Source organism: Enterococcus sp. AZ040 (assembly GCF_050499185.1).
Lineage (GTDB): Bacteria > Bacillota > Bacilli > Lactobacillales > Enterococcaceae > Enterococcus_D > Enterococcus_D entomosocium.
Window position 1 is genome coordinate 2,432,251 of record NZ_JBMHEW010000001.1, and the last position, 26,960, is coordinate 2,459,210.

Consider the following 26,960-nt stretch of genomic DNA (forward strand, 5'->3'; position numbering starts at 1 on the left):
GTTATCCCCTTATTTTATGAAAATGTGGACAATGCTATCCACAACCTTTTACACACTTTGACTTTCTTTGAAATCCTTCTATCTTATCTATAAAACTGCGACACTTCAACGATTTCTTCATCCACCCAACCAACCCCATCAAGTTTGTCCACACACTGTGGATAAAAAGACCTTTACTTCTCCCCAGATTTCTCTGCTATTTTTATTCAAAAATGAACGGGTCTTACGAAGAAAATTTCATCGTTTGAAACAGATTCTTACGCAACTTCTTCATATTTTTTTCAAAATCTCTTAGTAGACTAATCTCAGATAGAAGGAATATACTGATTATAACGAATTATTCATTAAGGGGGAAATAGTAATGGCAAGAAAATATGTCACACCAGGTAAGAAAACTTCTCCTGGTTTATTAAAACGATTAGGTATTGGGATTTTAGGCGGTATGGTCGGCGGATTATTGACCTTCGGCGGTCTGTATCTGGCAATGGGTTCATCCTTGACTTCAACACCAGAAACCACGACCAACAGCGGGGTCCAAGATTCTAACGGACAAACCCAAGTATCCAATGTAAAACTTGATGTGACTAGCGATGTCACTGAGGCAGTTGAAAAAGTACAAGATTCGGTGGTTTCCATCATTAATCTACAACAAAGTCAAAGCAACGACTGGAACAGCCTCTTTGGTCAGCAAGGTGGACAAAGTGAAGGCGATAGCCAAAGCGAAGACGACAGCGCCTTAGAAGCTTCTTCTGAAGGGAGTGGTGTCATCTACAAAATCGATGGCGACGATGCCTATGTCGTAACCAACAACCACGTAGTTGAAGGTCAAGATGGTTTGGAAGTTGTCTTAGCAGATGGTACAAAAGTCAAAGCTGAATTGGTAGGTACCGATTCTTACACAGACTTAGCCGTCTTAAAAATCTCTTCTGAAAAAGTTACAACTGCCGCAACATTTGGCGATTCAAGTGCCTTGAAAGTCGGCGAACCAGCAATCGCGATCGGTTCTCCTCTAGGCTCTGACTATGCAAACTCTGTGACACAAGGGATCGTGTCTTCCTTGAATCGTCAAGTAACAAGCCAAAACGAATCTGGTGGTACGATCAGTATCAATGCGATCCAAACGGATGCTGCAATCAACCCAGGGAACTCAGGTGGTCCACTGATCAACGTTGATGGTCAAGTGATTGGGATCAACTCAAGTAAAATCGCCAGCACCTCGGGCTCTGCTTCAGGCGTTAGTGTCGAAGGGATGGGCTTTGCGATCCCAAGTAACGATGTCGTTGAGATCATCAATCAACTAGAAGCAGACGGCAAAGTGGTTCGCCCTGCACTAGGGATCCAAACGATCGATTTAGGTTCAATCACATCACAACAACAAGAACAAATCTTGAAAGTTCCTTCATCTGTAACTTCAGGCGTTGTGATCTACTCAGTCAACAATGCAACACCAGCAGAACAAGCAGGATTGCAACAATATGACGTTATCACGAAAATCGATGATACAGAAGTCAGCACCACAACGGATCTGCAATCTGCGTTGTACAAACACAAAGTCGGTGACACGATCACTGTAACCTTCTATCGTGGCGATGAAGAAAAAACAGCAGAAGTAAAACTTTCCGTTGATACATCGATCAACGAACAATCAACAGACAGCAGCAACTAATTACCAAAACCAATCGAAACAATCAAAAAATGAACTGCCGCAAAAACAGGAAGCGGCAGTTCATTTTTTAGGCTTTACCGACTGGAAAAGCTTCACCTACAACGGCATCTTGAGGCAGCTCAAGGATGCCTTTTTTCATTGGGGCACCTTCTAAATGTAGTTCTTTAGCAGAACAGATCATTCCGAAGCTTTCTACGCCACGAAGTGTCCCCGGCCAAATCATCAAGCCATCCGGCATCATTGCGCCAGGTTTTGCGACAACGACTTTCAATCCTTTACGAATATTGGCAGCGCCACAGACGATTTGCAAGACTTTCCCATCTCCAACTTCTGTTTCCGTGATAGAAAGATGGTCGCTGTCTGGATGTTCTACACAAGATTTCACATAGCCAACGACGATTTTTGGTTCCGTATCTGCAGGCAGTTCTTCGCTGAATCCTGCTTCTTTGATCATGGTGTTCAATTGTTGGATTTGTTCTTTCGTCAACGTCACTTGACCACGGCCTTCGATCGTCATCACTTCTGAGATCGCAAAAAAGTTCCAGCCAACGATCGTGCCTTCTTCATTTTTAATTTGGGCAACATTGCCTTTGCGTTCGACGGTTTGTTCTAATCCTTTATCATCTGCTGTGATGGCAAGCAGTGTATCACTGACATATTCTTTGTTATAAGCAAAAATCACGTTTTTTCCTCCTTAGGTACTTACACATTCCGCCCATAATCTTATCAAATTTTTCGGCATCCGTCATGGAATTTCTTTGTTTTCCTTGAAATTCTAGTTATTTTCAAAGACAAAAAAGCCTGAAAACCAGCTACTGCTCATTTGCTAAAGACAATGCTTCACTAGCGAGCAAAACCGCTGGTTCTCAGGAACTTCCTTTTGTCACTTGTTACTACCATGCAAACTATGGAAAAGAACACGGCAACGACAAGCTTATTTTTTCCAAAATGACCTTACGCTTTGGTTTCTTCAGGTGATACGATCAGCACGTCGCACCGGGCTTCACGGATAACGAAGCTGGCGACACTCCCCATCATGAAGCGTTCCACGGCGTTCAGCCCGGATTGCCCCACCATGATCAAATCGATGTCGTATTGATCCGGTAATTGGGTGGCAAGGGCGTCTTTGATGGAGCCGTAAGCGACGATGCCTTCTACTAGATCAAAATCCACTGATTTTGCGTAGGCTTTGCAGTCGTCGATCAGATTTTTCGCCGTGTCTTTTTCTTGTTCTAAGATGGAACTATCCAAAGGTGCATAACCCATCATGGTCGGCACTTGCTGATCGATGATCGTTGCGGCATAAACCTTCCCTTGGTTTCGACGAGCGACTTCCACTGCTTTTTTGAAGGCTGACATCGCTTGATCTGAACCGTCGATCCCTACTAAAATGTTTTGATATCTTTGTGCTTCCATCTTTTTCCCCTCCTATGCTGATTGTACGCTGGTTAAAAAGGCTTCGATCTCTTCTTTGGTTTTGCGATCCTTGTTAACTAACCGTCCCAGCTCCTTGCCGTCTTCGATAACGACGAGGCTAGGAATACCAAAAATGTTCCATTCAACCGCTACATCCATGTATTCATCACGGTCGACTTCGACAAATTGAAGATCTGGAAAGTCCGCTTCGATCTCAGGCAATTGCGGTTTGATGTAGCGGCAATCGCCACACCAATCGGCGGTGAAAAAGAAGACATTTTTGCCTTTCTCCACATATGTTGCTAACTCTGCTAAATCTTTTGGAATAATCAAATACTCACCACTTTCTTTTCTTTAAGTATACACCTTTCTTTCAGGGACTACCAACTGACATGCTGATCTTGCAAAGCCCTGCAGAAAAAAAGAGACAACGGGTGGCTGTCTCTTTGCTTTCGTTCGTTCTCGCTTATTGTCCTGCTAAGATCGTATCAACGGTTGAACGATCCAATCCTTTCAAGACTTGAATCACCATTTCCCGTGCCGCTTCAAAATCAGCGATACTGAATAGGGTTTGGTGGGTATGGATGTACCGTCCAGGAACACCGATGACAGAACTTGGGATCCCTTCATTTGCCATGTGTGCTGCACCAGCATCGGTACCACCTTTTGAAACAAAGTATTGGTAAGGAATGTTGTTGCTTTCTGCTGTATCCAACAAGAATTCTTTCATCCGTGGCAACATGATCATGCCTGGATCATAGATTCGCATCAAAGTCCCGGCTCCTAGATGACCAAAGGTGCCATTTTTCGTGACTGTGTCATCCGCTGGCGAGCAATCTACTGCAAAGAACAAGTCTGGTTTGAATTTCGTCACAGACGGACGAGAACCCCGTAAGCCGACTTCTTCCTGAACGTTGGCACCAGCAATCAACGTATGGCCTAATGTTTCCTCTTTCAAGGCTTCAAGTGCTTCTAATACGACCGCACAGCCGTAACGGTTGTCCCAAGCTTTCGAGATGATGTTTTTCCCATTGGCTGTTTTGATGGTTTCCACTTGTGGGACGATCGTATCGCCAGGACGTACGCCAAAGCTTTCTGCTTCTTCTTTTGATTCAAAACCAGCATCAAACAAAATATCTGTCACTTCGACATTTTTTTGACCGCTGCTTCCTCGCAACAAATGTGGCGGTACTGAAGAAGAAACACATGGGTAATCGCCCTTCGCTGTTTTCAATGTAAACCGTTGAGCAGATACCACATAAGGGTTCCATCCACCTAAAGGAGTGACTTTGAATAAGCCGCGATCGGTGATCGTCGTCAATAAGAAACCAACTTCGTCCATGTGAGCAGCTAACATCACTCGTGGTGCATCTGCTTCTTGGTGGTGACGCAAACCGAAGATGCCGCCTAAGCCATCTTGTTGGATTTCATCTACCAATGGAGTCATCGCTTCACGCATATACGCTCGCACGTCGTGTTCAAACCCGCTGGTTCCTTGTAACTCCGTTAGTTCTTTGATACGTTGAAATGTTTTTTCTTCCATGATCATTCGAGAAACACGTATCAGTTGTTTGCTGCCCCGAAGAAACAAAGCTGCTTTTTTTGAAAAAGCAACGCTTGCTGTTGCTGTGTTTTCTAGCAATTTTCGGGTGAAACAACGGATGTGCTCTCTTCCTCCTTATTCCTACTGATATTCTTTATTATAGCGCAAATTTCTATTGTTGGTTATTTTTCTTATAGAATATTTCTAAACTATGGTAAACTATTGTTAAGAGAACCTGTGCTTTCACCGAGATCACAACATTCGGGAAAACTTACTATAGGAGGGACATTAGATGGAGAATGAGCATCCATTGCATTATTTTAAAAATGGACTGACCATCGGTTTAGGTCTTGGCTTTGCAGGAGGGATTTTTTCAACGATCTGGTTGAAGAAAAGGCAAGCCATGAATGCCGATGATGTCTTAGACAATATAAAAGCGGCGTTTATCAAAGAAGGACCGATCGAAGGTTCTTGGATCAATTTCGAAAAACAACCTTTGCGCAAATTTGCGATCACTTCCCAAGGATATACTGGCGGCATCACCCGCACCGAAGACGGACAGCTTGTCACCTATGAATTTTTGGCAGATGCTCATACCGGCACCGTCTTAGATATCCAACGAGCAATCGTGGAATAATTACTGCACTTACGACCAGCTTCTTAAGAGGCTGGTCTTTTTTCTTTTTAAGCAGTTATCTTACTGAAGTAAGGTCGCAAGGTCCAATACCACGACTTCATCGATGCTGCCGCCTTTTTGCCGATACGCCCATGCCCCACTTTCAAACAAGCAGTACAGCTGCCCTTTTTCTACCACGATCTGTTCAAGGTAATGGGGAAACTTGATGCGCCGCAACGCATGTTTGCGGGTCAGCACCGTTGCATCCTTTGAAAAGACCCATAACTCAGCCGACCCTGGTCCAAAGGAACGTGCCAACAACAAGTATTCAGTGGTAAAGGCGATACTTTGGACTTTCGTGGTGGTGACCCTTCTCTTTCGCGGCTTGATGCGAGGAGATGCTTTGCGACCGCTGTCTGAAAGAACAGGCAGCGGATAATTCGCCACCACGCCACCGTTTTTCAAGGCAAAGGTCCCTGAGACAAGTTCACCGCTATCGGCTGCCAAATAGGAGCTGTGAGTGATGCCTGCCAATTCGATGACTTGCTGATAAGCGATCGGCTGACTGGTTGCCAAGGAATCATCTTCCAGCAGTGTCTGCAAAGAAACACACGCCACTCGTCCCATTCCTTTCCCAGTGATGGTTAGCCACAGCACTTGCGTTGCTCGATCAAAGACTAATCCGCCGACATGGGGGCGTTTTGGCAGAACCACCGTTTTCAGATGCCGTCCGCTCGTTCTTTCTATTATATAAAGCTGTGAGTGATGTTCCTGCTGCGAACAGTACGCAGAGAGGAACAAATAGTCCTCCGAAACGGCCAACCCTTGTGGGGTCATTGCCTGACACTGATCCGCATGCTTGTACAGCCTCGTTTCTGCTTTCGCCGTTGCCGTCGTTGCAACTGCGGCAGTAGCTTTTTTTAAACCAGGAACCAAAAGGACTGCTTCCCTTTTTGCCCCGGCTGCCAACCACGCTTTCCGCACGCTGGGATAACGCTTCAGCTGAGCTGCCAGTGCTTGATTGTGGCCCGCATGTCGATGCTTTTTCAGCCAGTACACCACAAAAAGGCCAACCACAAACACGCCCAAAAGCAGCAAGATCTCTGTTTGTCTCATTGATTGGCCTCCTTGATGAATTCCCTCTTGTCGGCTGATTCATCAGCCGCTTATTGTTTGTCTAGCTGCAATAATGCTTAGACTACTTGTACTTCGACATCAATGTTGCCACGAGTTGCCCGAGAATACGGACAAAAATCATGGGCTTCTTCTGCGATTTTCTCTGCCTCGGCTTTTTCAACGCCTGGTAACGACACTTCTAAAATCACGCCGATTTGGTAACTGCCGTCCTCATGCTGATACAAAGACACTCTTGCTTTAACTTCGGATTCGGATTCGATGTTATGCTCTTTCAGCATATGCTGTACGGCACCGTTGAAACAAGAAGCATAGCCAGCGGCAAATAATTGTTCTGGGTTTGTGCCCTCACTGTGAAGACCCGGTTTGTCAATTTTCAGGTGAAAACTGCCATTTGGTGCTTCGACCTCTCCGACACGACCGCCTCGATTGATCATCGCTGTTTCATATTGCTTTTTCATTGAACCTCTTCCTTTCTTTTTTGACCTACTTCAAGTGTAACGACAATTTCCCGATATGACAAAAGGATTGCTTATGCTTCCTTAAAAACAAAAAAGGCAAACCCAGAAAAATCTGGATTTGCCTGTCTATTCGAGGTAATTACTACCCGAAATAAATGAATGGAAACAATTGCTGAATGGACTAGCCGTTTGAACGTCCTAAGAAGAATGAAACAACAGCAACTACAATAACCGCACCAATAATTGATGGGACGATTGCCATTCCAGCAAGTGATGGACCCCAAGAACCTAAGATTGCTTGTCCAATAGCTGAACCTACTAAACCTGCAACGATGTTGGCGATCCAACCCATTGATCCACCTTTATTTGTGATAGCTCCGGCGATCAAACCGATAATAGCTCCTACGATTAATACCCATAACCAATGCATATTTTTCTCCTTCTTTCTTTTAAGTAGTTATTACACATATTATGTTACGCTTAATCCCCGTTTTAGACAAAAGATTTGCACTCAATTTGCAAAAAAAATTTCAAACCTTGTTATATTAACGTTTACCAGTACTTCTTAATTATCGTTGTAAGAGCTTTAATTCGTTTTTTTTAATATTCGTGCATTTTTTGAAATCGCTTTATTTTTTATTTTGCATCTTCTTCGCTAAACTGAGGGAGAGCCACTCTCATTTTGTCAGATAATTGGCACTTTTTACTCCTCAGTGCGTTTTAGGACAGCTATCTTTTCAGCACTTCAGCTATTTTTCATTAGGGGACGTTTCGATCGTTGCCGATTGGAAATATCTTCGCAGATTCCCATGTTTGCTTCCAGAGCTCCCAGCGAAAGCGGTACTTATTTGAAAATGACGGGAAAATACTCAGAAAAAACGGTGTGACTGTAGAAGTTCCTGATTTGCCTTACGCGGATTTATTGAGGATTCTAGTCAGTGCCGACTGCAGCTATGCGCTTACAAAATACGATGCCATTTTTTTCTTCCTCTATCATCGCCATCACCATGCTGCCGATTGCCCGACCAATCATTATGACACTGGAGATCTTCTCCTTCCAGTAGCGATGGAATGATTATATCTGGCCCTTGATCGTCTTGAATAATCCGAAAAAATACACCTTGCAAGTGGCGAACCGCAGCTTGGTGGGCGCGGAAAATATCCATTGGACGATTTTGATTGCTGCCTCGGTAATTTCTGTTTTGCCTTTGCTGCTGGTCTTTCTCGCCTTTCAGCGCTGGACTCTCGACAGCAATTTGGACAGCGGGTTAAAATAAAAAAATGCCAACTGCTTCGTCGCACCATTCTCCTTTTATGGATGAACGGTGCCACAGAGCAGCGGCGCTTTTTATTTTGAAAAGTCTTTCCGTGACAAGTAAATGGCGGTTAATATCCCAACTAAAATAGCCAAACCAAAGACAATGATCGTACCGATGGCATTGTCTTTTCCTGGCAGTCCCCCAGTGTTGATCCCCCATAGCCCCGCGATCAAGGACGGCACAGCCACCACCAATGCCGCAGAATCTAAGTATTTCATCAGATGGTTTAGATTGTTGTCCATCATATCGGAGAACAAGCCACCAATGGTTTCTAACAAGTCGCGATAGATAGTGACCATTTTCATGGCAAACTTCTGTCGTAGCTTAATGTCATAAACGAGTGCTTCATTATCCAAACGATCCAAAAATTCTTTGCGATCCATCAAACGATCGACGGTATGGTTCTGATCCCGTAAGGTGTGATCCAGATAGACCATGTCTCGTTCGGTATCGGCTAAATTAAACAATTCGTTGTTTTCCGTCGTTTTACGAGCTGCTTCATCTAGTGCATCGATCTGTTTCTTCATTTCCTGCAGACCTTTGATGTAATGGGTGTAGATCATCAGCGTCGAGTAGGCAACAATATCTTCATACCGTTGAATATCTTGCTCATGCTTTTCAATCAGGCGTTTAATCAGTGTAGATTGATGAGAGACATAAGTGATTAAAAGATCTTTGGTATAAATAAACGTCACCGGTTCTAAACGATCTTCGATGCGGTCTTTTGTCACTTCTGACAAATCGATCAAGGTATAAAGAATCGGATGATTTAACTTAGTGTTACGTAAGTATTCCAAACGTGAGACTTCTTCCGGTTCGTTGGCTCCAATAAAAATATCTTCGGGCAGTTGATACTTATCTAACAAGTGGCGTTGTTCCTCTGGATCTGTCCCAGAAACCACCAGCCAATTGTAATCTTCCCCCGAGGATTCCCTTATTTTTCGGTCGTCCATTTTGTAATACTGAAACATGGTGACTCGCTCCTTTTCTAATTCTCTCTTAATTTAACTATCTAACGCTTCTCGCTTTTTGTCAAAGTAAATGGCTTTTCTTTTTGGAGCTTTTTTCATTTTGAACTAAGTGCATTTTATTAGACGAACCTTTCGATTCATGAGAAACTTTTTATGGGCCCAATAAAAAATTTTAGGAGGAATAGTATGTTTCGTCATCAAAAAGAACTACAGTTTGAAGCTAAACCAGAAAAACCAAATCCGTTAGTTGCGAAATACCTTCAAGAATTAATCGGTGGACAATATGGAGAGATGAGTGTTGCCATGCAATACTTATTCCAAGGATGGAGCTGCCGTGGGGAAGAAAAATACAAAGATATGTTGATGGATATCGCTACTGAAGAGCTTGGACACGTTGAAATGTTAGCAACGATGGTTGCACGTCTGCTGGAAGGTGCACCTGTGGAAGATCAGGAAGCTGCCATGAAAAAAGACCCAACGATCGGTGCGATCATTTCCGGAATGAACCCGCAACATGCCATCGTTGCCGGCTTAGGACCACGTCCTGCTGATAGCGTCGGCAATCCATGGTCAGGTGCGTATATCATTGCTAGTGGCAACTTGCTTGCTGATTTCCGTGCCAACTTAAATGCAGAATCACAAGGACGTCTGCAAGTAGCACGCATCTATGAAATGATCGATGACCGTGGGGTCAAAGACTTACTTTCGGTCTTATTAGCGCGTGATAGCTACCACCAAAATCTTTGGGCAGCTGCCGTGAAAGAATTGGAAGAAAATGAAGGCTCGATTTTAGTGCCGACTACCTTTGACCGCAAAAACGAACGCTTAGATATCGCTTATGATTTCTATAACTTCTCAGAAGGCGACCAAAGTAAAGAAGGCTCTTGGGCGAAAGGCAAAGCCCTTGATGGTGAAGGCGAATACCAATGGCTAGACGAACCAAAGATCGAAGGAAAAGCGCCAAAACTCGATCAAGTCACACCAAAAATGTATGGCACACCGCCTGAAAAATAATTTAATCAAAAAGAGCAATTGTTTCTGAAACAGAAACCGTTGCTCTTTTTTCTTTGTTTGAGCAAGTTGGTTACGTTCCTGGCAAAAAAGCGTTAGAGTAGAATGTAAAGAAAAGGAGGAATCATTTTATGAAAGCACCTTTACTGACATTAAACGACGGCAATTTACGCCCCGCCGTGGGCATCGGTACCTATCAGATCCGCGGTGGCGAAGGGTTGAGCCAGCTGCAAGCAGCGATCGCTGACGGGTATCGATTGATCGATTCTTCAACCAATTATGACAATGAAGGCATTGTCGGCAAAGCGATCCGTCGCTCTGGTATCCCACGTTCAGAATTTTATATCACCTCAAAATTACCGGGAAAATACCATGGCTATGATGATGCCTTAACCAGCATTCAAGAATCCCTTGCTCGCATGGGACTCAACTACTTCGATGCCTTTTTGATCCACTGGCCATTACCAAAACGCGGCAAATATGTCGAAGCTTGGCAAGCCTTAGTGACCGCCCAGAAATTAGGTTTGATCCGTTCCATCGGCGTTTCCAATTTCGAGCCAGAACATTTGGATGCCATCATTGAAGCAACTGGTGTGACCCCTGCGCTAAATCAAATTGAGATCCATCCTTACTGGGTCCAAGAACGAATGGTTACAGAGAACAAAAAACGCGGCATCGTAACGGAAGCTTGGAGCCCATTAGGCCGCGGCAGCGATGCCCTGAAAGAGCCACTGATCACTGAATTAGCTGAGAAATACCAAAAATCAGCTGGTCAAATCATCTTGCGCTGGCATGTGGAACGTGGCATTTTGCCCCTACCTAAATCAAGAAACCTCGCCCATCAACGAGAAAATCTTGCGATCTTCGACTTTGAACTGACTGAAGATGAAATCAATCAAATCAATCAGTTAAACAAAGCAGACGGCCGCATCGATGGTCAAGACCCAAATGAGTATGAAGAATTTGAATAAACAATTTCAACTGGAAAAAACACCATAGCTATCTCTTGGTAGACAAAACCTCTCAAAAATCAGCGACCAGCTGCTTTTGAGAGGTTTTTTATGTAACCAAGGCTCCAGTGGTTAGCTTTGCCTGGATCAAAGTCGTAAGATCAAAATATTCTTTTTGGCAGAAATTTCCTTGCTAGCAGTTCGATTTTCTTAAAGGCGACAAGCCTCAGCTAGGCGTTCATCACAGCTTTTAATCGAATGTCGGTTTCTTGAAAGAAGGTTGTCCTTCACTGTTTCGACACTTAAAGACAACAACGTTCCCCCCGTTCTCCTTCAGCTTGAAAGGAATTTCCACATGCCCATCAGTGAACATTATCCCCAAAATTCGTGTTTCTTGCGAGGAGGTCTTTTTCGGTAAATGAAGATGGCGAAACTCAGAATGCCACAAAATAGACCGGCACCTCCTAGTAGTTTCACGATAGTCGGCAGCCCTCTCAAGCCCATATCTGCCATTGAAGAAACTGTGCCATTTTCATTAATGCTTCCCCAAAATTGGTATATTTGTTGTTCTAAGTGATTTAATCGCCTATCAAGAGGTTTTCTTTCGTATTCAGGAATTGTGTCATAACGTGGTGTTTTTATGTCTGCCAATATAGCTAAACGTGCTTCTGCAAAAATGTTGGGGTGCTCTGCCAATAGTTTTTGGGCTTTTTTTATCAATTCTCTAGGTGTCCCATCAGCAACCTTTACGCGGAAAAGAGAATAACTAGAAGGATTTCTTTCCAATCGAATCCCATCTATTGCTGTAATTGTTTCATCAATCTTATTTTCAATCAGTTTTTTACTAAGGTAAGTCTCTGGAAACGTTTCAGCATTCAAAAAAGATGTTTCTTCATGCAATTGAAAGCTCAACACATTGTTTTGGTACCTTCTCAAAAACAATCCAGGAACAAAACCAACTCGCACCATTTCAGGTTTTAACTCAAAGGAGCGGTTGACAGGTTCTTCCTCACTAGGCAATAAGTCTGATGTGGCTAAATCTATCTCTTGGATCTTTCCATCAGCGATAAATCCATAGGATTCTGAGATTGACTTCTGTATAATCCTTTCAAGCTCTTCATAAGAAGTTCCCTTCAAACGAATTGTTGCAAAATCATTTTTATCTGGACCGGATAGAAGTTCACCACCAAAATATGAAAGTTCATAAAGCAATTTGTCTAAAACCGTTTCATGGTTTGACCCGAATTCTTGATTAAAGCGCTTCCTATCCAGTTGAAACTGGATCCGATTGTTAATGAAGGTCACTTCTTCATCGAAATACTCTTCCGTCGTTACATCAGCGATAGTCGGCGATGGTGGTTCGGGATTTTCGGATAACCAAAATGACTGTTCTATGGGATAGTAAGTCCTTTTGTTACTGCTATCGACGGCGACCAATTCAAATCGGCTTTTTTGTTGATTTTCAGAAATAAAAAGTCGTGCTTCGCCAAATTTCCGCTCTGTGACCTTTGGCTCCCCCATCGCTCTTTGATACAAATGCCGATCGTATTCGCCATTCACATTGACATAGACTTCTTTCAGCATTTCCCCCTCACTTGGTGTTACCGCATAAATCAATTCAAAGAAGGGAATCATTAGTTCTGAATCGGGTAGCTCTGTGACAATTTCCAGCAATGGTTCAGTGAGTGGCTCTGTGGGTTCTGGGGTAATCCTTTCGCTGTTGAGGATGTCGGCTAAGACGCCTTGGGACTGGTCGGTTGGTTCTTCGGCTGCTAATACTTGCCAACTGGACATATGATAGATGGTAAGAGCAAAGAAACACAGACTAAAGATTTTATGGTTGCGAAAGAGGTTTTTAATGCCTTTCTCGTCGTTTGAATTTATTTGCGCAGCGGATTGCATTCACTTTGCTCCTTTCTTCTTTGGAGGTAACAGAATTCTATTAGAATTTAAGAATGACAAACGGGTATCAGTTTCTACCTGATTGCCTATTCCTTTTTCGTTTTTCTGCCCTTTGACAAGCAAAAAGTTCACATATAAATACAATAAAGCCGATAGAACCAAATCCTATCACTAACGCCATGCTAACAGTCACGCCGTGCCAACCTATATCCATTAACGAAGAAACTGTGCCATTCGGGTTGATGATTGCCCGGATAGGGTAGTTTCGTTCTTCAAAATTACTCCTAACACGCCATCGTCGTTTGTATTCGGCTGTGGTAGTATAGCCATAAATATTTTGCCTTCCTCTGATTATTACATACCCTTTTGAAAAGACTTCGGGATAATTCGTCAGTAGTTGCTGCCCTTTCTTCACTAAATTCCTTGGTGTATTTCCTCTTACAGCTATTTGCACATAAGGATAAGAAAGTCGATTTTCTTCTAAACGAATGCCGTCAATCGCTGCAACAGCTTCGTCGATTTTTTCATTTATCAGTTTCTTACTGAGATAAGTTTCAGGAAACGACTCGGGATTTAAAAAAATGGTTTCTTCATGCAGCTTGAAACCTACCACGTTGTCCTGATACCTTCGGAAAAACAAGCCCGGTACCCAACCGATTTTTAACATATGCCGTTTAAACTCAACCGAGCGATCGACAGGTGCTGCTGTTTTGGGTAACTGGTCCACCTCAGCTAAAGTCATCTCTTCAATTTCTCCATCGGTAACAATACCAGAAGTAAATGTTTCTAAATCATAAATAAATCTATTAAGCTCTCTATAAGGAGTTTGCTTTAACTGAATCGTTACTCTCTCATTCTTGTCTGGTCCAGCAATCAACTCCATGTCATAGTAAGAAAGTTCATCCAACAGCTGATCTAAACTCGTTTCGCCGTTTTGCTCGTTTATTCCTGTAAGTATCTCGTCATTATATTGGAGATGGAGACGATTATGTACAAAAGCTATCTTTCCTTCATAACGATCAAGTATTGATATGTCGGCAATAGTCGGCAACGGCGGTTCGGGATTTTCCGATAACCAAAATGACTGCTCTATGGGATAATAAGTCCTTCTGTTACTGCTATCGACGGCGACTAATTCAAATCGGCTCTCCTGTTCATCGGTAGAAAGAAAGAGACGAGCTTCACCGAATGTTCGCTCTGTAACTTCAGGTTCTCCCGCTTTTTTTTGATACAAGTGCTGATCGTATTCGCCGTTCACATTGACATAGACTTCTTCTAACGTTTGCCCTTCGCTTGGTGTGACCGCATAAATCAATTCTAAAAAAGGAACCATCAATTCTGAATTCGGAAGTTCCGTGACGATTTCCAGCAATGGTTCAGTGAGCGGCTCTGTGGGTTCTGGATTAATTCTTTCGCTGTTGAGGATGGCCGCTAAGGTGCCTTCTATCTGAATTGAATCAGTATCTGAAACTTCGGCTGCTTTTACAGGTAAAACTAAAAAGTGACAGATGGTGAAACAAATTAATAAAATACAAAGAATGATACATAAAGGATTTGCTCTATCAGCCTCTTTCTTACTCATTGCGGCTATGCGTTGATCTGATTGCATTCAATTCACTCCTTACATCTGAGGTTTTCGAAGTTTATGAAAAATGTTCATCAAATGATTATTTTTCACTAGTAAAAAAACTAATTGATAACCATTTGATGAACAACAAATTCATGTTCCTTAAAAAGAACCTTATGCTGCTAAACGTTCAGACTCCACATTGGTCGTCTGAAGATTTTGAGCACTAGTTTCTGAGAGTTCGATTTGCAGCTTTTGAATATTTTCATCAAATAGCTCGTAACGAATTTTTTCAAAAATTTCTGCTAATTGTTGGAAGTTAGAGATGTGGAAGAATTCACCATCTGTTTCTTTTGCAATATTTTCGAGAAAGCGTTGATTTAGATTATTCCCCACCCCTATAGAAAAGATTGTTACATCGTTTTCTTTAGCCTGTTGAATCAATTCTGCCTCTGGGGGACCTGAAATATTATTGTGTCCATCTGTAAGAACAACCATTACTTTTTTTGCGTTTTTTCGTCCATACTGTTCAAATTCTTGGTTACCTTGCGCAATTGCTTGGTTTAATGCAGTACTACCGCCAACTTGCCTAGGAAGCCGTTCAGCTGCAAGTAAAGGATTTAAAAATGAGAAATGTCGATTTACTCTAGAATTAAAGGTAAACAAGCTAATCCGATCGTCACTCGTAAAAGCATCTTCATTTAAAAATAATGCCTGTACTTCATTAGTCATCTGCCTAAAATTATTCGCGCTGATACTGCCAGAATCATCTAATAAAAAGACAGTGTCAATTCCTACATAAGAGGAATCATGTAGAACAACTGTCCCAACATCTCTTTCTTTGATACCCTCTGGAACAGAAAAATTATTGATTCTTGCAGCAATATGCCATGGGTAATGAACTGTGATTCGATAATCATGACCGGGTGGTTGATTGAAGAAACGAAATTCACCCAATGAATTCGTCCATGTTTGTTCTAATAGTTTATTATTCTGATACAAATGAACGCGAGCATTTTCTAATAAGTAACCGGTAGATTCTTGTCTGACTTTCCCTCGAATCAGAACCGTATCCCTGTCCGGATCTACACCACGAGCTTGCTTTAAAGCCGCAAAAGCACTTACTTGATAATAGGTCATTTCAGGAGTATTTGGTCTGGTTTCTGTGTCTTTTAAACCAGAGCGTATCGCAGACTGAGTAATAACCCCCTTAACTTGAGCACCAGAAAGACCTGGGTTTTCCGACCATACAAGAGCGGCAAGACCAGTAACATGAGGTGCTGCCATGGAAGTACCGTTCTTATTAACATATAAGTCCTTGCTAACCGATGAAGCACTTTTTATATCATGCCCTGGTGCAACAACATCTACAATTGTTCCATAATTAGAGAAACTAGCCATCCGAATTCTATTATTCACATTAGTCGTTGCTCCGACTGTTATAATTCGTTCTCTTAATGCATGATTTTCTCCAATATTAGAAAAGGATTGCCCATATCTAGCATCAATCGCATTGTTTCCTGCAGCATGAACAATGACAAACTCATAGTTCTCATCAACTAATCGTTGAGTTTTCCTAATGAAAATATTAAAAAGTCCCAATTGCGGAAATTGAAATCCGCTACCACCAAGACTCACGTTTACAACTTGAGCCCCATTTTCGACATTCCATTTTAAACCACTTAATTGAGCATTAGCACTGGTTGATAAAAATTTTTTACCCGTGTTTCTATTTGTAGCTATTCCATCAAACGAATTATAACTAAGAAGATTCTGCCGTGAAATATTAATCACTCCACTGACTCCTAGTTGATTATCTTGAATGGCTCCGATCGTTCCCATAACATGCGTACCATGATCGGCTGTAAATAGTTCCGTATTTGTTTTAGCGTTTGGATCATTTTCAATATTTCCAGCTGGTATCTGTAGGTCCTCATGCTTCCCCCAAACACCATCATCAATAATCCCTACTTTGACATTCTCCCTTTCATGTGTGCCAAATAACGCCCATGCTTCGGGTAAATTAATCGCACGTAGCCCCCATTCACCGTTATTCCACCAAGGATCGTCAGGAAAATATTCCTTATTGCTCAGTGTTTCCACAGGGGTGACTTCGTTGATTGATGCATCATCTAATGTATCAAGATTGCCATCTTCAAAGACTTCTGGGAAATTTTCTATCACATCTTCAATCATTTCAATCAGCTCTTCTGCCGTACTTTCTTTCACTTGAACAGTAAGCTGACCGAGCCAATCAGGTTCGATCAATAAAGTGGCATCAATGGAAGCAAGTGCTTCTTCAATCAGCTCTGGCGTCACATTTTTTCTTTCCTCAACGGTAGCTCCTGTAAGCCATAACTGGAAGCGATTATTCACAAAGGTGCGTTCATCTTCCCAAAAGAACTCCGTACTAATTTCTTCTGGTTTTGGTGAATCTGGAACAGGATGTTCCACCACTTTCACAGGTTGATCAACTTTATAACTTCCTGTCACACCACTACTATCAAAAGCCACGACCTCAATATGATTTTCTCCTTGTATCGGTCGGAAAAAGACTCTCCCTGTGCCCAACTCACCCTTGGGCGTAATACCATTCCCGCCTTTCAGATACAAATAACTATCAAAATTACCGTTGATCTTCACATAGACTTCTATAATCTCATTGCCTATTGTTGGGGTTGCTGTATACTCAATGTCAATGAATGGGACAGTGACTTCTCCTTCTGGAAACGCTGTATGAACAATGATCATGGGTTCTTCGATCTCCTTTGGAATGTCAGGTTCTTTATAGGAAAATTGAAATACTGGATAGCCCTTATCAATGATCCAAGTATCTTCAAAGTCCCACCCATCGAATGTCCCTGACTGTGAAAATTCTTGCGTATCTTTTCCTTGAGGTCTAGCACCACTCGTTTGCTCGCCGCCTGCATTACTTAAATTTTGTGCGATACCAGCTATTTGCTGATCAAAATAATTCGTCCCTGCATATTGTTGCCGTGTGCCAAGATGTTGACCGGCAAAAGCACCTGCACGCTCTTGATTTCTTTCATCCGTATGGATCGTATTCGCTGCATAGCTGTTTTCAATGATCGCTGAATCATAGAATGTACCAACAAAGCCACCTAGTTCGGTTGTTCCAGTCACTGCTCCTCGTGCGTAAGAATTACTTACAGAGGCCGAGTTATACAACGCTCCGACAAAGCCACCTGTATAGCGCACAGCCTCGACAGAACCATAAGCCGCAGACTGGTCAACCGTTGAACGATCGTAAATAACTCCAGCAAAGCCGCCATTGTAGGCCCCTTTGCCGACTACTTTCGCATGCGTCAGTGTTTGCCGCACTTCACTGCCTTCATAAATTGCCCCAAATGCCCCTCCGGCATAGGAGCCTCTTCCCTGTACGCTGCTTTCAGTATCGACAATGTTTTTCGTTACTAATGTGCCATTGCTGTGCGCCTGAGCAGAGTATCCATAAGTAACCCCAGCTATCCCTCCAGCATAGGAATACGCCTCTACCTTGGCACGATTGATTGCATTATCGAATAATGAAGAGTTACGAGCAGCACCGACAAGTCCTCCGGCGTAATTGCTAACGCTATTTGTCAGGACATTGATATGTTCTACCTGATTGTTTTCCAGTCGTGTATTATCTCCAGAATAACCAATCAGCCCGCCGGCATACCCAAGCAGCGCCGTGGCTCTAACTGTATGCCCGTTGCCAATCACCTGATTGTTTTCTAAAACGGCACCATTGTTTGTTACATGCGTCGTTCGCCCTGCAATGACACCAACAGCGGAAGATCCTAGGATATCCCCACCAAGTGCAACGGTCACATTTTTGATTGTCGCTCCATTGACTGAACCAAATAAACCTAAAAAACTACTACCTGTTCGATTTATCCGCAACCCACTGATCGTATGGCCATTACCATTGAACACACCCGTAAAGTTTGGGATCGGTAGCCATCCTTGATTCGCAATATTTGTATTAGAACGATAGTCGGATAGATCAATGTCCTTAACTAGCTTAAAATTACCGTTTAGTTCCTTACGTATTAAGGTATCTAATTCTTCTGCTGAATGAATCTCTGTATATTCGATACCATCTTCACTATTTTGCTTTTGTTCTGTAGAAGTAACGGCTTCTACCACATTGTCAGCATAACGACCAAATGGAAATAGATTAAGTACAAGGACAACGATCAGTCCGACAAGCAGATACTTATGTAGTTTCCGACTCCTTCGCTTGTCTGTTTCTTCACAATAACTTTTATCACCTAACATTCTCTTTTCTTTTTTCATATTCTTCCTCTCCTTCTTATCGAAAAATCGATACCCACTACCTACTCCATAAGCTGCTCCTTTCTAATCAACGGTTTGTAGATTTTTTATTCATTATTTGTTGTCTTGCTGTAGCTTCCAAGCTAATTATACCGAGCGGGAAGTTAAACAACAATCGTTTTTGTAGTATTTTATTCATATTTTAGCTAGCATTTTATATAATTTTATTTTTAAAGACCATTATTAAGTAAAAATACATAATTCCAGTTTAAGCCTTCTTTGCTTGAATCGCTTTTTCATCCCTATGCTCCGGCCCTTTTCTAACAAGTAAGCAAAAAAAGACATTCTCTCGCAAGGAGAAAATGTCTTGAATGGTTTCTTTGACCGTCTTATTTCGCTAAGGAACGACTAACTCTTGACTTACAGCTGATAATGGATCGCTTCTTGGTACTTTTCAAACAGGGACTGGTTCAATTCATCCCCGCCGTCTAGATTCGCTGAGTAAAAAATCGGCGGATAGTCGACACCGGCTTCTTTTAGTTTTTGGCAAACTTCAACGATGATCGCATTTAAGATCGTTGCGCCGACTACGGTGGATGTAGGTCCGACTTTTTGTTCTACGTCTGGAATCGTACACGCAGCATCGCCAATCTCCCCATGATTGTCGATGACGATATCCGCCGTTTCAAACAAACGCAAGCCTGATGTATGACGGCTGCTGACTGTTTTCGAATAGGTAAGGTTCGTTAATGCGATGATCTTGACCCCTTTTTCTTTGGCATGAAGCGCCATATCGATGATAACTGGATTTCGCCCAGACACCGAATGCAAGATCAGCACATCGCCTGCTGTAAAGGGCTGGGTCGCCGCCAAGGCACTACCGTAGCCTTCTAAGCGCTCCATTTTACTAGTGAAGGTGATTGGGCTGCGATCAAGCATCAGTTCTCTTCCAAAGATCGCGTTGATCGTCATCATGCCGCCTGCTCGATAATACATCTCTTCGGCTAAGATCCCAGCGTGACTAGCGCCAAAAATGTAGATGGCTTTTTTGGTCAAGTTGGCTTGCGTCAGTAATTCAATGGCTTGCTCAATCGCTGGTGCTTCTTTTTCTTCTACAATAGACAATAGTTCTTTTGCTTTTTCAAAGTATTGAAACATTTAAAACCCTCCAAACAGCTTGCCGATCAATTCACCAAGGATGCCCCATAAAGATAAATCGTTCCCACCGAAAATCAAGATCCAGTTTTGAATCGTCGTTGAGAATAACGCTGCAGAGATCCCAACGAGTGCTACCATAACGACAGAAGCTGTGATCGTACCAATAATGGCCCCTCGCAAGCCCCCTTGTCCTTCGCCAATCACCGCAGCACCGCCACATTCAAAGAAGCTGGTGATGACTAAAGGAACGATCAAAATGCCAAAGACGTTGGTCGTATTGGCAATGACCACTAAAATCGTTGAGGTGATCATCGCCACGATAAAGCCGATGATTACAGCATTTGGACGATAGTTGAACAAGATGGGCACATCAAAAGCTGGTTTTGCTCCAGGAACGACTTTTTCTGCGATCCCTTGAAAGGCGGGAATGATTTGGTTGATCAATAGACGTACCCCATACAACATGATCAATAGTCCTGCACCGAAGTTCAAGCCAGCATCAACCGCAAACATCACCAAGTTGCCCCCTTCAGGAACTAATACGGGCGCAATCAGACCGATAACGATATTCATCAAAAACATCACTAACGCGCCAGTAATCGATATTTCACGGAAAAACGATAGATTTTCTGGCACTTTCAAATCTTCCGTCGATTTTTCTTTGTTTCCGACCCGTTTTGCAACAAAGCCTGAAACCAATGACAAGATCCCCGTTGGATGACCGATCAAGAATGAATCATCGCCTGTGGCATCCCACACATATTTACGCATGATCCATGGCATGAAGGACCAGTAACAAGCAGATAGAACCGCCCCTAAGATCAACAGTGGGATTCCGGTAAGTCCGCCTTCAACGCCCCCAGCGACGATGACGAATGGGAACCACCACAACATGTGACCGGTGAGGAAAATCGTCTTCACAGGTGTAAAGCGAGCAATCAATAGATGAATGATCAGGCCGAAAAACATCGCTAAACCAACTGTTCCGCCGTATTCTGCCGTAAAGGTGATGTCAGAGAGTCCATCTGACACAGCAACGCCTAATTGGGTTTGAACCGCAGCATTGATCGGTGCGATCGTTCCCACCAACATGTTTACCCCAGCCGTCAATGCCACCATCCCGAAGGAAGCTGTTAAGGTTCCTTTGACGACTTCTGCGAAGGGCTTTCTTTGTACCAATAACCCAATCATGGCAATGATCCCCAATAGGACTGGCGGATTTTTTAAAATATAATCCGTGACAAAATTCATGATTATCCCTCTCTTTCAGCTAAAAATTTTTCCATTTGCTGTTTGACTTCTTCTTTATCCATATACTTTTTGATTGGATAAACGGGTGCTTTCACGGATCCTTTTAACTCATTCAATAATTCATTACTCGTAAAATAAACATCTGCTGGTGTCGCTTTTGCCGTTGATAAATCAGTATTCTCGGCAGTTGCCGTCAACCCTAACTCTTTGATCACCTTATCGATCGTCATCTTCAATACCATTGAGCTTCCTACACCAAATCCACATACTGCTAAAATTTTCATATCCTTTTCCTCCTATTGGAATAATTGACAAATTTGTTCCCGATCGCCGTTTAATATCACGTTGTATTTTTCTTCATCCATAAAGATCGCCATGATCTCTTTCAAGCTTTCTAGATGGCTTTCACTATCTGCGGCGGCTAAGACAAGAAATATCCGCACCGGTTTGCCCTCAAGATCGATGGGCTGTTTCGTTACTAAAAGGCTCATACTTTGCTCCAAAACCCCTTCTCCAGGACGGGCATGCATCAGCGCAAAGTAATCCGCCAACACCATGTAAGGACCATTTTCTTCCACGCTTTGAATCATCGCTTCGATGTAAGCTGACGTGATCAGCGCTTCATCCAGCAAGGGCTGACTGGCTAATTTTACAGCTGAGCGCCAATCTGCCACTGTCTCATCCGTCTGTATATGCTTCTCAGGCAAATAATCCTTCACTTTCATTCTGATTTAACCTCCAACATTTTTGATAGGAACCATTCTTTGTTTTCGATTCCTTGCATGATCAATTTCATCATTGGTTCCACCTTTTGCGTCTCATCCTCTCGGATCATCAATAAAATAATGATGTCGGCTTTTTGGTTGACCCATTCTACTGGCTGATCCAAAAGCAGGATCGAGATCGCTGTTTTTTCGACATAATTCGGATTGCCATGAGGGATGGCAAAGCCATTATCTAAATAGGTTGATTGTAGCTGCTCTCTTTCAATGACGGATTGCCGAAACTGCGCTTTTCGTTTTTCATCACTAAAAGGGGTTTGTTCGACCAAAAAATTGATGGCTTCTGTTTTACTGGCAAATCGCTCGAAAAAGACGGTTGGCTGGATCATCGATTGGGCTTGAAGAAGTAAACCATTTTGATCGACCACCGCCTCATTATCGATGACTAAATCGATGTAGTGATTCATGATCCGCTTCATGTCGCGATTAGTCACCATAGGCGAGATCCGCACCACAGGTTTTTGAATCCCGACGAGATCGATGGTTGAAATAATAAAATCGATCACCGAGATGTCCATCTGCTTTAATTTTTCTACTGAAACGGTTTCGATACTGTCGATTTCAGGCAGAATGCGACGAATTTTCGCAGAGACAAATGAGCTAGTGCCGACACCATTGGGACAGACAAAAATGATTTTGTTCATGCGACGCATTCGCTCGATTGCTGCTTGAAAATGGATCGTGACAAATCCGATCTCATCATCAGAGATCCCCACTTGATACGCTTTCAAGAAATCATGAAGCGAGAACCAGACCACGCCATACAAGGCAGGATAGTTTTGTTTGATTTCTTCTAACAAAGGGTTGATGACTGTGGTTTGCGCTTCGATCCGCAGCAGTAGTTGATACAGATGGATCGTCACATCTTCTTCCAAACGATTGTCTTGGGTCAAGTCGGTGCCTAAGCCTTCGCTGATCTTTTGAATCAAGTTACGCACTTTTCCCCGAAAGACAAAAGGAACTTTTTCACTTTTCATAAAAAATTTCAAGCCGCTACCGACAATCAGGTAGGTTAGATATTGCACTTCTTTTGGTGAAAATTGATAAATGTGTTGTTCTTCGATTTCTTTCAGTAGCTCATAGACTAACGGATATTTGTCGAACTCCAAAAACAGCTTCCCCACTTGGCGGTTTTCTTCAATCACTAAGCTTTCCGCATGACTCGCCCGCTCGATCAGCAGCACGATGGAAAGGACGATACTTTGGATATAGCTGTCGGGCATTTCTACTTGTTTTTCCACTAATGCTCGACGAAAGGCCTGATTTACTTCCTGGTATTTCGCAGGTTCCACCAACAAGGAAAACGCCGCTGGTTGATCCAGCATCATTAAGCAAAAGCGTTTGAGCACTCGATGGATCTGGGATTCACTTCCTTCAAAAAATGTACCTGAATTATCAAATCTCAGACGTAAGCTTTCTTTTTGAAACAGCTCTTTTAAATAAGAAATATCTTTAGCAATGCTGCTGCGGGAAACGAAATAATCCTCTGCTAACTGCTGATAGCTGAGGTGCTCGCCAGCAATCAACCGTTTAAAAATCAAAATCCTTCGTTCCGATGTCCCCGAATAATTCATTTTCATACGCTCACCCTCTACATCTATTTTATTGCTACTGTACCAAATTAGAAGGCTAATTGTTAGATTAAAGAATGATTAAAAGGAGTGTACACTTTGATTTTTAAGGCTCCTGAAGGCATTTTATAACAATTTCAAGGCGCTTTTTTTCACAATCTGCCGCCTTTCTCTTATAATTAAGCTAGGATTTATATAGGAGGAGATAACATGAAATGGCGTGGGGGTAGACAAAGCAGCAATGTCGATGATCGAACGGGGCGATCATCTGGCTCAGGTGGGATGTTGGCTGCTGGTGGCGGGATCGGTACGGTGATCATCGCTGTTTTATTTTTCCTGTTTAGCGGTGGTGATTTAAATTCGCTGCCGGATGTCTTGGGTGGCAGCGGACAAGCAGCCAATTACCAGACAGAAAATGTGGGCACCAGTGAGTACACGGAAGAAAAAGAGTTTTCCGCAGTCGTGTTCGGCTATTTAGAAGATTACTGGCAAGACGTTTTTCAAGAGCGGCAAGAAACCTATCAAGACCCAACACTCGTATTATTTACGGGAAGTGTCCAGTCGGCATGCGGATATGCCACGTCACAGGTTGGTCCGTTTTATTGCCCAGCAGATGAGAATGTGTACCTTGATCTGAGTTTTGCCAATGAGCTTTCTGATAAATATGGCGCAAGCGGCGACTTTGCAATGGCCTATGTCATCGCCCATGAAGTCGGTCATCATGTGCAAAATGAGCTGGGGATCACCCAACAATTGGAAAAAATCCGCCAGCAAGTTTCAGAGAAGGAGTACAACCAGTACAGCGTTCGCTTGGAGTTGCAAGCTGACTACTTAGCTGGTACCTTTGCGAAATATTTGCAAGGCGAAACCTATCAAGGACAGCCGATTTTAGAAGCTGGCGATATTCAAGAAGCGATCACGGCTGCCAATGCCATCGGGGATGATACGCTGCAAAAAGAATACCAAGGCTATGTTGTTCCAGATAGTTTTACGCACGGCACATCGCAGCAGCGCGTGGACTGGTTTAACCGTGGCTATCGTTATGGTGACTTAGCACATGGCGACACCTTTAATGTCGATAGCCTTGATTTGAGCAAGTAGCTTCAACTAAAAAAACACTCCGTAACAGCATGAACCGCCTGCTGCTTCGGAGTGTTTTTAGGTTCTGGGTGTCCCTTCAAGCCTTTTGGTGAAGGGGCACTTTAGGCTTTCTTAACTTTCGCAACGATTTTTTCGCAAAAACGTGCCTGCTTCGTCATACTTTTTTCACATTTCGAGACTATTATATAAGCATACCAACAAACAACCCTAACACTTTTTCATTTTTACTCCTTTGCCTGTCAGTCCCCGCTGACAGGCTCTTTTTTGTCTTTTGATTGTAGTGCTCAGACCTGCAAGTCTTTGCGCTCGTAACGGTAAAAGGTGCCAAAGAAACACAATACACCGATCAGCAGTACCCATAGGATTGATGTGGCGCCGTTATCCATGAGTTGGACGGGTAATGCCATCCGCACAGGCGAAAGTCCTGCCAGCCATTCCAATTTATCGTAGAGTTCCCCCACGATGCCGAGCAAATACAGACCGAACACGCAGCCTAAGCCGACACTTGCGGTTTGTTTGCTGGAACGCAAGATCGTGGATAAAAAGAAACCTAGACAGAGGAAGAAGACTAAGACACCATACTCGGCAACGAAGATTTTGCTGATTTCTTCTATAAAAGAGGACAGGTCGTCTCCTGGTAGTTTGAATAGAGCAAACGAGGCCAGACTACTGCCATAGGCAATCAGCCAAAAGCCAGTCAGCAGCAACAATCGGGCGAGGAACTTCCACCCAGCGATTTCTCTGCGGCTAATAGGCTGAGCATATAAATACTCGATCGTTCCTTCTGATTCTTCAGTGATCAGACTGTTCAAGCCTAAAAGCATCCCATAAATACACGCGGCGATAAATAAGTATTGAAAGTAGTACCCGAAAAAGCCTGTCGGTGAAACCAAGCTTGAGGGTCCTGTCAGTTGGATGTTAAAGATGCCTAGTAATTCTGGGCTGAAAGAGCCCAACATCTGTTCTAAGGACGTTTTCATTTCTGGCGTGATCATTTGAGGATAGATAGCCGTAAATGCAAAAATGATTGCTGCAAAAAGGATCGTCCAGACCAGCCAGCCTTTGAAGGTATTTTTAAGGTCGATTTTCATTAAAGTCATTTTTGAGAACCTCCTTCATAGAGCAGCATAAATTGCTGTTCAAGGGTTGGGTGTTCGATCGTGAACTCTTTAATGGCAGGATTGGTTAAAAAATGTGCCAGCTGATTCATGTCCCCTTGATAGAAAAAACGCAAGCTGTGTGATTCCTGAGCAAGAACTTGCACGTTTTCCAAGCCGGCTAATGAGAGGCTCCCCTCATTCGTGAGCGTTACAACTTTGCCGAAATTTTCTTCCTCACTCAGTTCTTTCACGGTGATGATCTGTCCTTCACGAATAAAGGCGGTCCGATGGGCATAGGTCTGAATTTCATGCAAATCATGGCTAGATAGAAAAATCGTCATCCCCTGTTTGTTTCTTCTAAGGAGCTCTTCAAACAGCCGTTTTTGAATCAAGGGATCTAAGCCATTGGTCGGTTCATCTAAAATCAACATTCTCGGTTGTGCAATCAAGGCGCTCGCAAGCCCGACTTTTTTCTTGTTGCCCAAAGAAAGTTCTGCGATCGATTTGTTTGGATCAATTTGAAAAAGCTCCATCAAATTCTGAATCTCTTTTTTTGGCTGCTTGACTTGATGAAAATCTGCCGTAAATGCCAGCAATTCTGCTGTCGTCATTTTTGAATAAAACCGTACATCACTGGAAACATATCCAGTAAACGTCTTGATTTCTTTGGCTGCTTGTTGGCAATCTCGTCCAAAAATCGCCGCATGCCCTGCATCCGGTTTAATAAAATTCAACAATACTTTGATGGTCGTTGATTTTCCCGCACCATTTGGTCCGATAAAGCCAAAAATCTCTCCTTCTGCCACTTGCAATGATACATTCTCGATGGCGTACTTCTTGTTGTATTGTTTGCTTAATCCGTTGATCGTAATGGCATCCATCCTGTCCCCTCCTTGTACTGCTTTGATGCCATCAGTGTAGCCTTATTTCGTGTTTCCGTCAATCAAAGATCTAAAAGGGTTCCGCTGGAATGTTTTACGAAAATCATCAACAGATTGACACACTTCTATTTCTTTCTCTTCCGATATTTTTCACATTTTCCCGCTATTATCAATACATACCAACAAACAACCCTAACACTTTTTCATTTTTACTCCTATCCCGCCAGTCCCCGCTGGCGGGCTCCTTTTTTTTATCGGCAAAAAAACGCAGACCTAGCA

At 42.9% G+C, this 26,960-nt stretch carries 25 protein-coding genes; 7 read left to right on the forward strand and 18 right to left on the reverse strand.

Features of this window, described 5'->3' with window-relative positions; all coding sequences use genetic code 11:
• The first annotated feature begins 361 nt into the window (after positions 1 to 361).
• Positions 362 to 1,666, forward strand: coding sequence for a S1C family serine protease (locus IGK63_RS11185; protein WP_008379110.1), 1,305 nt, complete (start codon positions 362 to 364; stop codon positions 1,664 to 1,666).
• A 67-nt stretch (positions 1,667 to 1,733) separates the two neighbouring features.
• Here IGK63_RS11185 and ytpR read toward each other — a convergent pair whose 3' ends face one another.
• From ytpR to pepA, 4 genes are all read right to left on the reverse strand, one after another.
• On the reverse strand, positions 1,734 to 2,348 hold the full coding sequence (ytpR, locus tag IGK63_RS11190) for a YtpR family tRNA-binding protein (protein ID WP_005234600.1): 615 nt from the start codon (positions 2,346 to 2,348) through the stop codon (positions 1,734 to 1,736).
• A gap of 272 nt (positions 2,349 to 2,620) precedes the next feature.
• Positions 2,621 to 3,082 (reverse strand): universal stress protein, encoded by a 462-nt coding sequence (locus tag IGK63_RS11195; RefSeq protein WP_005225429.1) that lies wholly within the window; start codon positions 3,080 to 3,082, stop codon positions 2,621 to 2,623.
• Between the two features lie 12 nt (positions 3,083 to 3,094).
• On the reverse strand, positions 3,095 to 3,415 hold the full coding sequence (locus IGK63_RS11200; RefSeq protein WP_016613643.1) for a thioredoxin family protein: 321 nt from the start codon (positions 3,413 to 3,415) through the stop codon (positions 3,095 to 3,097).
• Between the two features lie 133 nt (positions 3,416 to 3,548).
• Complete coding sequence (pepA, locus tag IGK63_RS11205; RefSeq protein WP_034872382.1) at positions 3,549 to 4,625, reverse strand: glutamyl aminopeptidase; 1,077 nt, start codon at positions 4,623 to 4,625, stop codon at positions 3,549 to 3,551.
• Positions 4,626 to 4,917: 292 nt separating this feature from the next.
• Here pepA and IGK63_RS11210 point away from each other — a divergent pair, with 292 nt between their 5' ends.
• Complete coding sequence (locus IGK63_RS11210) at positions 4,918 to 5,262, forward strand: peptidase (RefSeq protein WP_005234590.1); 345 nt, start codon at positions 4,918 to 4,920, stop codon at positions 5,260 to 5,262.
• Between the two features lie 60 nt (positions 5,263 to 5,322).
• Here IGK63_RS11210 and IGK63_RS11215 read toward each other — a convergent pair whose 3' ends face one another.
• The 3 genes from IGK63_RS11215 to IGK63_RS11225 all read right to left on the reverse strand — a co-directional run bounded on the left by IGK63_RS11215 (position 5,323) and on the right by IGK63_RS11225 (position 7,266).
• A complete protein-coding gene (locus tag IGK63_RS11215; RefSeq protein WP_016613645.1) occupies positions 5,323 to 6,357 on the reverse strand; it encodes a hypothetical protein in 1,035 nt (344 codons plus the stop codon).
• Between the two features lie 77 nt (positions 6,358 to 6,434).
• Positions 6,435 to 6,836, reverse strand: a complete 402-nt coding sequence (locus tag IGK63_RS11220; RefSeq protein ID WP_005225423.1) for an Ohr family peroxiredoxin — start codon at positions 6,834 to 6,836, stop codon at positions 6,435 to 6,437.
• Positions 6,837 to 7,017: 181 nt separating this feature from the next.
• A complete protein-coding gene (locus tag IGK63_RS11225; protein ID WP_005225422.1) occupies positions 7,018 to 7,266 on the reverse strand; it encodes a GlsB/YeaQ/YmgE family stress response membrane protein in 249 nt (82 codons plus the stop codon).
• A gap of 453 nt (positions 7,267 to 7,719) precedes the next feature.
• On the opposite strand from IGK63_RS11225, the gene IGK63_RS11230 reads away from it, so the two are divergent.
• Together IGK63_RS11230 and IGK63_RS11235 are read left to right on the forward strand one after the other, a co-directional pair.
• Positions 7,720 to 7,911 (forward strand): hypothetical protein, encoded by a 192-nt coding sequence (locus IGK63_RS11230; protein WP_176462033.1) that lies wholly within the window; start codon positions 7,720 to 7,722, stop codon positions 7,909 to 7,911.
• Positions 7,912 to 7,924: 13 nt separating this feature from the next.
• The gene (locus tag IGK63_RS11235) at positions 7,925 to 8,113 is read left to right on the forward strand and encodes a hypothetical protein (protein ID WP_034872345.1); all 189 of its coding nucleotides are present in this window, start codon (positions 7,925 to 7,927) and stop codon (positions 8,111 to 8,113) included.
• A 71-nt stretch (positions 8,114 to 8,184) separates the two neighbouring features.
• On the opposite strand, the gene IGK63_RS11240 is transcribed toward IGK63_RS11235, so the two are convergent.
• Positions 8,185 to 9,126, reverse strand: coding sequence for a magnesium transporter CorA family protein (locus tag IGK63_RS11240; RefSeq protein ID WP_429972501.1), 942 nt, complete (start codon positions 9,124 to 9,126; stop codon positions 8,185 to 8,187).
• Between the two features lie 186 nt (positions 9,127 to 9,312).
• Between IGK63_RS11240 and IGK63_RS11245 the strand changes: the two genes are divergently transcribed.
• Complete coding sequence (locus IGK63_RS11245) at positions 9,313 to 10,140, forward strand: manganese catalase family protein (protein WP_034872349.1); 828 nt, start codon at positions 9,313 to 9,315, stop codon at positions 10,138 to 10,140.
• 128 nt (positions 10,141 to 10,268) lie between these two features.
• Positions 10,269 to 11,108, forward strand: a complete 840-nt coding sequence (locus IGK63_RS11250) for an aldo/keto reductase (protein ID WP_016613649.1) — start codon at positions 10,269 to 10,271, stop codon at positions 11,106 to 11,108.
• 351 nt (positions 11,109 to 11,459) lie between these two features.
• Here the strand turns inward: IGK63_RS11250 and IGK63_RS11255 are convergent, their stop codons facing one another.
• From IGK63_RS11255 to IGK63_RS11290, 8 genes are all read right to left on the reverse strand, one after another.
• Positions 11,460 to 12,671 carry a hypothetical protein gene (locus tag IGK63_RS11255; RefSeq protein WP_258185755.1) on the reverse strand — a complete coding sequence of 404 codons (1,212 nt, stop codon included), beginning with the start codon at positions 12,669 to 12,671 and terminating at the stop codon, positions 11,460 to 11,462.
• Between the two features lie 385 nt (positions 12,672 to 13,056).
• Entirely contained in the window at positions 13,057 to 14,598 is a 1,542-nt protein-coding gene (locus tag IGK63_RS11260; RefSeq protein WP_016613652.1) for a hypothetical protein, read from the reverse strand.
• Positions 14,599 to 14,730: 132 nt separating this feature from the next.
• Positions 14,731 to 18,858: a S8 family serine peptidase gene (locus IGK63_RS11265; protein ID WP_429972502.1), complete on the reverse strand. Its 4,128-nt coding sequence runs from the start codon at positions 18,856 to 18,858 to the stop codon at positions 14,731 to 14,733.
• 399 nt (positions 18,859 to 19,257) lie between these two features.
• Positions 19,258 to 19,995 carry an SIS domain-containing protein gene (locus IGK63_RS11270; RefSeq protein WP_005234557.1) on the reverse strand — a complete coding sequence of 246 codons (738 nt, stop codon included), beginning with the start codon at positions 19,993 to 19,995 and terminating at the stop codon, positions 19,258 to 19,260.
• Positions 19,996 to 21,246 (reverse strand): PTS ascorbate transporter subunit IIC, encoded by a 1,251-nt coding sequence (locus IGK63_RS11275; RefSeq protein WP_005234555.1) that lies wholly within the window; start codon positions 21,244 to 21,246, stop codon positions 19,996 to 19,998.
• Positions 21,247 to 21,248: 2 nt separating this feature from the next.
• On the reverse strand, positions 21,249 to 21,530 hold the full coding sequence (locus IGK63_RS11280) for a PTS sugar transporter subunit IIB (protein ID WP_016613655.1): 282 nt from the start codon (positions 21,528 to 21,530) through the stop codon (positions 21,249 to 21,251).
• 12 nt (positions 21,531 to 21,542) lie between these two features.
• The gene (locus IGK63_RS11285; protein WP_016613656.1) at positions 21,543 to 21,971 is read right to left on the reverse strand and encodes a PTS sugar transporter subunit IIA; all 429 of its coding nucleotides are present in this window, start codon (positions 21,969 to 21,971) and stop codon (positions 21,543 to 21,545) included.
• The gene (locus tag IGK63_RS11290; protein WP_016613657.1) at positions 21,968 to 23,608 is read right to left on the reverse strand and encodes a BglG family transcription antiterminator; all 1,641 of its coding nucleotides are present in this window, start codon (positions 23,606 to 23,608) and stop codon (positions 21,968 to 21,970) included. The genes IGK63_RS11285 and IGK63_RS11290 overlap by 4 nt, the downstream gene beginning before the upstream one ends.
• Before the next feature lie 201 nt (positions 23,609 to 23,809).
• Here IGK63_RS11290 and ypfJ point away from each other — a divergent pair, with 201 nt between their 5' ends.
• Entirely contained in the window at positions 23,810 to 24,700 is an 891-nt protein-coding gene (gene ypfJ / locus IGK63_RS11295) for a KPN_02809 family neutral zinc metallopeptidase (RefSeq protein ID WP_016613658.1), read from the forward strand.
• A 284-nt stretch (positions 24,701 to 24,984) separates the two neighbouring features.
• Here ypfJ and IGK63_RS11300 read toward each other — a convergent pair whose 3' ends face one another.
• Entirely contained in the window at positions 24,985 to 25,800 is an 816-nt protein-coding gene (locus IGK63_RS11300) for an ABC transporter permease subunit (protein ID WP_016613659.1), read from the reverse strand.
• Entirely contained in the window at positions 25,797 to 26,681 is an 885-nt protein-coding gene (locus IGK63_RS11305; RefSeq protein WP_016613660.1) for an ABC transporter ATP-binding protein, read from the reverse strand. The genes IGK63_RS11300 and IGK63_RS11305 overlap by 4 nt, the downstream gene beginning before the upstream one ends.
• Positions 26,682 to 26,960 lie beyond the last annotated feature (279 nt).